This window comes from Streptomyces alkaliphilus (assembly GCF_014141535.1).
In the GTDB taxonomy this organism is placed as follows: Bacteria; Actinomycetota; Actinomycetes; order Streptomycetales; family Streptomycetaceae; genus Streptomyces; species Streptomyces alkaliphilus.
This window is the reverse complement of record NZ_VKHT01000191.1, coordinates 1-6588: the sequence shown is the minus strand read 5'-3', so window position 1 is coordinate 6588 and position 6588 is coordinate 1. Positions and strand designations below refer to the sequence as shown.

The window sequence follows — 6588 nt, the reverse complement described above, 5'->3', positions numbered from 1 at the left end:
GTCCTCTCCCTCCCGCCCCTCCACCTCCGGCGACGGCTACGACATCGCCTTCCGCGTCCTGCTCGTCGCCATGGTCATCGCCGTGCCGCTGGCCCACCTGGCCTGGCTGGGAGGCAACCTCACCGCCCACCTCACCGACACCGACGCATGGGCTCCCTACCAGCCCACCGAGGCGCTGCTGCACCCCGAACGGCTCTGGCCCGGGGTCGGGGAAGTCCCCTTGCTGATCGGCACCCGCGTCATCCCGATCACCGTCCTCCTCGCACTCGGCGCCACGGCCGCCCTCCTGTGGTCCCGCCACACCTCCAACGGGGGCGGACGAAAGAAGAAGATCACCGGCATGGCCAAGCCGAGGGACATCGAGCCACTGACGGCCAAATCGATCACCGCCAAGGCCCGCTCCCTGCGGCCGAGCCTGAAGACGGCCAAGCGCATCGCGCCCGAGGACACCGGCGTGCTGTTGGGCAACCTCCAGGGCACCCGTCACGAGGTCCGCATGGGGTACGAGGACGTCGCCGTCGCGATCATGGCCCCGCGCTCCGGGAAGACCACCTCCCTTGCCATCCCCTCGATCCTCAACGCGCCCGGCCCGGTCCTGCTGACCTCGAACAAGGCGGCGGGCGACGCCTACACAGCGACCATCGACGCGAGGGCCCGGGTGGGGAGGGTGTGGTCGATGGATCCGCAGCAGATCGCGCACGCGGACCGCCGGATGTGGTGGAACCCCCTGGCCGACGCCAGGACCCTGGACGGCGCCGGTCGGCTCGCCGGGCACTTCCTGGCCGCCTCGGTGGACGCGAACCAGCAGGGCGACTTCTGGTCCAAGGCCGGATCCAACATCCTCTCCCAGCTCTTCCTCGCCGCGGCCCTCGACGCCCGCCCCATCACCGATGTGATGCGGTGGCTGGCCTTCCCCGCCGACCGCACCCCGCTGGACCTCCTGCGCGACCACGACTTCACCGCTGTCGCCGCCCAACTCAAGGGAACCGTCGAGGGCCCGCCCGAGACCCGCGACGGGATCTACGAAACCGCCCGCCAGTACGCCGCCGCCCTGCTGAACAACGAGATCGCCGCCTGGGTCACCCCGCAAAGCGACGTCCCCGAGTTCCGGCCCGCCGACTTCGTCACCTCCACCGACACCCTCTACCTGCTGTCCAAGGACGGCGGAGGCGGAGCGAGCGCACTGATCGCCGCGTGCGCGGACTCCGTGATGCGGGCCGCGACCGCGCAGGCCGAGCGCGCGGGCGGGCGCCTGGACCCGCCGATGCTGGCGATCCTGGACGAGGCCGCCAACGTCTGCAAGATCAGCGACCTGCCGGACCTGTACTCCCACCTCGGCAGCCGGGGCATCATCCCGATCACCATCCTGCAGTCCTACCGCCAGGGCCAGAAGGTCTGGGGAGACGCCGGGATGGACGCCATGTGGTCCGCCTCCACCATCAAGGTCATCGGGGCGGGCATCGACGACCCCGACTTCGCCGACAAACTCTCCCGCCTCATCGGCGACCACGACGTGGAGACCACCTCCACCTCCCACTCCGAGTCCGGCAGGTCGACCTCCGTGTCCATGCGCCAGGAGCGGATCCTGCCCGCCGACGCCATCCGCGCCCTACCCAAGGGCACCGCCCTGTGCTTCGCCACCGGCCTGCGCGCCGCCATGCTCGACCTGCGCCCCTGGTACGCCGAACCCGGCGCCGAGGAGCTCTCCACCGCCTCCGTCCGCGCCTCCAGAGCCATCACCACCCGCGCCATCGCCAAGGCCGCTCCACGTGGGGATGATTACGGACCGGCGGCCTGAAAGGGGCTGTGCCCGTATCCGCTGCCGGAGCGTCCCGAGCGGAAGGGGTCAACGCGACTCCACTTCGTGCCCCGCCAAACCGATCGATACACCCTCTCTCGGTCCCGAAGTGTCGATGCGATTGACGCCTCGCCCACACCACCGGGGAACCCGGTGACGTTCCCGCCTCGAGCCCGTTCGCCGCTTCCCACCCGGCGGTGGAACTCACCCCTCTTCGTCCTTCGGAAGGAGTCGCTCATCACCTTCATCGACCATCACGCCGTGGTCGTCGGCTCGACCGACGGCCGGCACACCTTCGTCGTCCTCAACCGACGCCTGCGCCCGGCCCCGACCTCGTGACCCGCAACGGCTTCACCGCCCGTCGCCATCGGGGCCGCCCGCTGTACCGGCTGCCACCCGACGTACCGGCGCAAGAGGTGCACGACCGCCTCGGCACCGCGATGAGCGACCTGTTCGCTCACACCCTGGATCTCGTCGACCTCAGCTCCACCACCCACTGGAGCAGCGACCCGCTTCCACCAATGGCAGCCCACTTCGACCTGTCGGTTGGGCAAGTGGTCGCCACGGTCCGTTCCGAGGCCGCGCGGGAGGTGGTGGAGCAGCACGGCTTCGCCCGGACCTCCACCGGCCATGTCCTGTCCGGTGAGCCGGGCGAGCGGGAAAGCGTCACCGCCCTCACCCGTGCCGGGACCCACCTGTGGTCCCTCGGTCTTCGCGCCGAGGTCACGCTCGGCTACCCCGCCCCCGATGCCATCCCTCCGGCCCCGGGGCAGGCGGGGGTCACGGTGCCCCCGCCGGCACCGGCGCCGAGACGACACGTCCGCTGATCCTCTCTCCGGGAGCCGCGCCATCTCCACCCGTCCGATTGACCTGTTCTCACAGATCGACCATCTGCACCGGCTCGAAGCAGACTTCATCGCCGTACACAGCGCCGTCGTCGATTTGAAGGCCCGCCCGGGCCGGGAGACGTTGCAGCAACTCGCTCCCCACATCGTGTCTCTTCACCAGTTGGTGGGCCGTGCCCTGGTGCACCTGGCCACTCTCGATGGGAGCCGGTACACCGTCGTTCCCGGCAGCCGTTTCTCCCTCAAGACACTGGGAGAGGTCGTCGCCTATGCCTCACTATCGGCCGCGCAGTTGGCGAGAGCCGTGGCCGACAGCCCACCGGACGCCGCCGATTTCGCTGCCGGTTCCCCGGCACCCGCTTACGAGGCCGACCTGTTCCGGGCTCGGCGTTCGAAGGCCGAACCCCTCATCGCCGAGGGCCTGTCCAATGCCGCCTACCACCTTCGCCGGTGCATCGACCACTGCCGGTACACCTCTTCCGGAATCGTCCGCGACCTGAAGAACCACCCCGAACACCGGCCACCGCTACCGCGGTTGACCCATGCCCAGTACGCCGCACTCGACAAGATCAACCGGGGTGGAGCCCGTCGCTACGCGCATCTGCGGGGAAGCCGAAGTATCCGGGCGGACGACGGCAGCACCGTCCATCCCACTCCCTTCGCCCTGCTGGAAAAGCACCGCCTGGTTCGAGTCGACACCCAAGGCGCCTCCCTCGGTGCGCAGGGCATCACGGTCACCGCCGCCGGAAAGTTCGTTCTGGAGATCCAACGCCCCACGGCGAAGCCGCCAAGGGTGCCGGGCACGGTAGCCACCCGGGACAAGCCGGATGTGAGGCGCCGATGAACGGGATGCCTGCCGTTCACACCCCGAGGGGTCCCGCGCCCCACCGCTGTCCTGAACTGCTCCGGAGTCGGCCACACGGTCACGTCCTCGGTCGAACCGCCCCGTAGCGGTACTCCTTTCGCCTCGCCGCTTGCCGGATGCCACATACGGCCACCGATGCAAGACCCGGTGCTCTCGGCACGAGGGCACCCGGAAGGTCCCTGTCTTCAACCGGCCTCGCCTCCCGGGCCACGCCGCCCGCTCCGCGTCCCCGTCATCCCCACCCCGGACACGTTCTCCATGAGGCGGGGGCCTCGCGCATGGTCCCGATCACGGAGCCAAGCGGTCGTTCAACGTTCCCACCTCACCGTCAGGAATTGCCATTTCTCCCTCTCCTCGGTTTCGCGCCATATCCCTCGGCGCGGGAATCCAGTCCAGTGCCATGCTCGCCCTTTCCGCCGAAGGCCTCCTGCCCAAGGTTGATTACGCCATCTTCGCCGATACCGGCTGGGAACCGGCCGCCGTCTACCGACACCTCGACCGCCTGGAGGAAGAGGTGGCCAAACCTGCCGGAATTCCCGTGCTGCGGGTCCGCGCCGGGAACATCAGAGCCGACGCGCTGAACCCGGATCACCGCTTTGCCTCCATGCCTCTCTACATCCTCAACCAGGACGGCAAGCAGGGCATGACCAGACGCCAGTGCACCGGGGAGTACAAAATCAAGCCGATCAAGAAGAAAGTCCGTGAACTCCTCGGCTACCCCCACCCGCAACGCGTCCCGAAAAATGTGTTCGTTGAGCAGTGGGTCGGCATCTCCACCGACGAGTTCCACCGCGCCAAGGATGCCGATGTCAAGTACATGCGCAATCGCCACCCGCTCATCGAGATGGGCTGGTCCCGCAGCGACTGCGTTCGCCACCTGACCTCGCTCGGTCTCGCGGACACCCCGAAGTCCTCGTGCCTGGGATGCCCCTTCCACGGCAACGCCCAGTGGCGCCACATCCGGGACACCAGTCCCGAGGAGTGGCGGGACGTCGTGGAGTTCGATGCCGCGATCCGCAAGGGCAACGCCCGTGCGAATGCCACCGGCAACCGGCTGCTCGGTCAAGCCTTTCTCCACCGTTCGCGCGTACCGCTGGACCGGGCGCCGATCGACCACGTCACCACCGCCGAGCGTGCCGCCCTGCGCGGTGATGCGGCGGAGGCGGAGGAGATGGAGCACGGGGTGCTCGACGGATGTTCGCCGTGGGCGTGCCGGGGCGAGGCCGGCAAGCCGAAGCGGGACGATTTCGGGCTGGCCTCCTGATCCTGGATCTGTTCGCGGGTCCGGGTGGGTGGGGTCACGCGCTGTCTGTCCTCGGGGGGCGGGAGGTGGGGCTGGAGTGGGACGCATGGGCCTGCGCCACCCGGGCCGCGGCCGGGCAGGTCACCATCCGGACGGACGTGGCGAGATATCCGACGTGGCCGTGGGTCGGCCGCACCCGGGGGTTGATCGCGAGCCCGCCGTGTCAGGCGTGGTCGATGGCCGGCAAGCGTCTCGGCCTGGTGGACCAGCCACTGGTGCATACGGCGGTCGAGGACTTGGCCGCCGGGCGGGACACCCGCGAACGCCTCCTCACCGCGTGCCGTGACGAACGGTCGCTGCTGGCGGCTGAGCCGATGCGCTACCTCCAGGCTCTGAACACGGTCGGCGAGCCTGAGTGGGTCGCTATGGAGGAGGTGCCGGACGTCCTGCCGCTCTGGAAGCAGTACGCGGCCGTCCTACGCGGATGGGGTTTCTCGGTCTGGTGCGGGATCCTCAACGCCGCCGACTTCGGAGTTCCGCAAACGAGAAGGCGGGCGATCCTTCTCGCCTCCCGGGTCCGTACGGCACAGCCTCCCACGCCGACGCACTCCCAGGTCGAGGAGCCGGAATCCCTGTTCGGTCCTGGCCGCGCCCGCTGGGTCAGCATGGCCGAGGCCCTGGGATGGGACGCGACCGACCGGCCCGTCCCGACCGTCTGCGCTGGCGGCGGGCCGGGCGGCGGTCCCGAATCATTCCCTTCCGGCTCGCGAAAGACGCTGTCCGACGCCCGGGGGCGCGGCACCTGGGTGCCCCAGGCAGACGGAGTGGTCCTGCAGTCCCGCCGCGAAGGAGCCGGTTGGGCTGCCAGGCACGGCACCCGCGAAAACCGCGCCGCCACCGCTCCCGCGCCGACGTTCACCGCCGAAGCACACCGATGGTCTTGGTCCCTACGCAGCAACAACCAGGCCCACGCCACCGTCCGCCCGCTGTCCGAGCCGGCAGGCACGCTGTTCTTCGGCCACCGGGCGAACGAGTGCACCTGGGTCGCCGAACCGGTGTCGGCTCCGGCCAACGACACGGACGTGCCGACGGTGCCGGAGCCGATCCGGATCACTGCCCGGGAGGCCGGCCTCCTGCAGACCTTTCCCGCCGACTACCCCTGGCAGGGCAACAAGAGCCAGCAGTTCTCCCAGATCGGCAACGCCGTCCCACCTCGGCTGGCCGCCCACCTCCTCGCCCCGCACTTGAATGCCCACCTCAGCTTCGACGATTTCACCCTGGCCGCTTGATGTCCCGATATCCCACCACCGAGGAAAACGACGACCACGAAGACCCCTCCGACACCCATCCGCTGCAACCGGCGTACTACGCCGAGCAGGCTCTCCTCGGCGCCCTCCTTCTCGAGCCTCAGCGTCTCGCCGACGTCACCGGGATCGAACCCAGCTCCTTTTCCGAATACGCGCATGGCGCCCTGTTCGCCGCGATCTGCGGCCGGCCAGCCCCCGACCCGCTCCAGCACACGCTGGACACCAGTTGGCTGAACGCGGTACTCACCGCCGCGCGCGAGCACGCACGTGGACTGACGGCCTCCTACCTGCACACGCTGATCCAGGTTTGTCCCTGGCCCCGCCACGCGTCCACGTATGCGCGGATGATCGAGACCGATCACGCCCGTCGCACCATGCGCGCCCACGCCATGCGCCTCGTGCAGACCGCGAGGGATGACACGCTCCCGCACCCGGTGCCCGCCATCCTCGCCGCAGTCGACGCCCTGGCCGACGCCGTGGACGAAATCGCCGCGCGGTTCCCACCGCCCTCCGGCCCCCTACAACGCATC

8 protein-coding genes are annotated in these 6588 nt (G+C 69.5%); 7 read left to right on the top strand and 1 reads right to left on the bottom strand.

Annotated features, from left to right (window positions below; all coding sequences use genetic code 11):
* The 3 genes from FNQ90_RS08830 to FNQ90_RS08820 all read left to right on the top strand — a co-directional run.
* On the top strand, positions 1-1798 hold a 1798-nt coding region (locus tag FNQ90_RS08830), incomplete at its 5' end, for a type IV secretory system conjugative DNA transfer family protein (protein ID WP_228470982.1).
* A gap of 153 nt (positions 1799-1951) precedes the next feature.
* Positions 1952-2137, top strand: coding sequence for a hypothetical protein (locus tag FNQ90_RS08825; RefSeq protein ID WP_182605855.1), 186 nt, complete (start codon positions 1952-1954; stop codon positions 2135-2137).
* Positions 2134-2625: a hypothetical protein gene (locus FNQ90_RS08820; protein WP_182605854.1), complete on the top strand. Its 492-nt coding sequence runs from the start codon at positions 2134-2136 to the stop codon at positions 2623-2625. The genes FNQ90_RS08825 and FNQ90_RS08820 overlap by 4 nt, the downstream gene beginning before the upstream one ends.
* Before the next feature lie 49 nt (positions 2626-2674).
* Here the strand turns inward: FNQ90_RS08820 and FNQ90_RS08815 are convergent, their stop codons facing one another.
* The gene (locus tag FNQ90_RS08815) at positions 2675-2830 is read right to left on the bottom strand and encodes a hypothetical protein (RefSeq protein ID WP_182605853.1); all 156 of its coding nucleotides are present in this window, start codon (positions 2828-2830) and stop codon (positions 2675-2677) included.
* Between FNQ90_RS08815 and FNQ90_RS08810 the strand changes: the two genes are divergently transcribed.
* The 4 genes from FNQ90_RS08810 to FNQ90_RS08795 all read left to right on the top strand — a co-directional run.
* Positions 2825-3487 (top strand): hypothetical protein, encoded by a 663-nt coding sequence (locus FNQ90_RS08810; protein ID WP_182605852.1) that lies wholly within the window; start codon positions 2825-2827, stop codon positions 3485-3487. The genes FNQ90_RS08815 and FNQ90_RS08810 overlap by 6 nt on opposite strands.
* Before the next feature lie 421 nt (positions 3488-3908).
* On the top strand, positions 3909-4772 hold the full coding sequence (locus tag FNQ90_RS08805) for an adenine nucleotide alpha hydrolase family protein (protein ID WP_182605851.1): 864 nt from the start codon (positions 3909-3911) through the stop codon (positions 4770-4772).
* Positions 4769-6040, top strand: coding sequence for a DNA cytosine methyltransferase (locus FNQ90_RS08800; protein WP_228470983.1), 1272 nt, complete (start codon positions 4769-4771; stop codon positions 6038-6040). Before FNQ90_RS08805 ends, FNQ90_RS08800 begins: the two co-directional genes overlap by 4 nt.
* Positions 6040-6588, top strand: a 549-nt coding sequence (locus tag FNQ90_RS08795) for a DnaB-like helicase N-terminal domain-containing protein (protein ID WP_323379850.1), incomplete at its 3' end; no start/stop codon positions are given. The genes FNQ90_RS08800 and FNQ90_RS08795, both read left to right, overlap by 1 nt.

Excerpts from the sequence above, each read along its gene's own strand:
- FNQ90_RS08805 (WP_182605851.1), top strand. The coding sequence starts at position 3,909 with ATGCTCGCCCTTTCCGCCGAAGGCCTCCTGCCCAAGGTTGATTACGCC.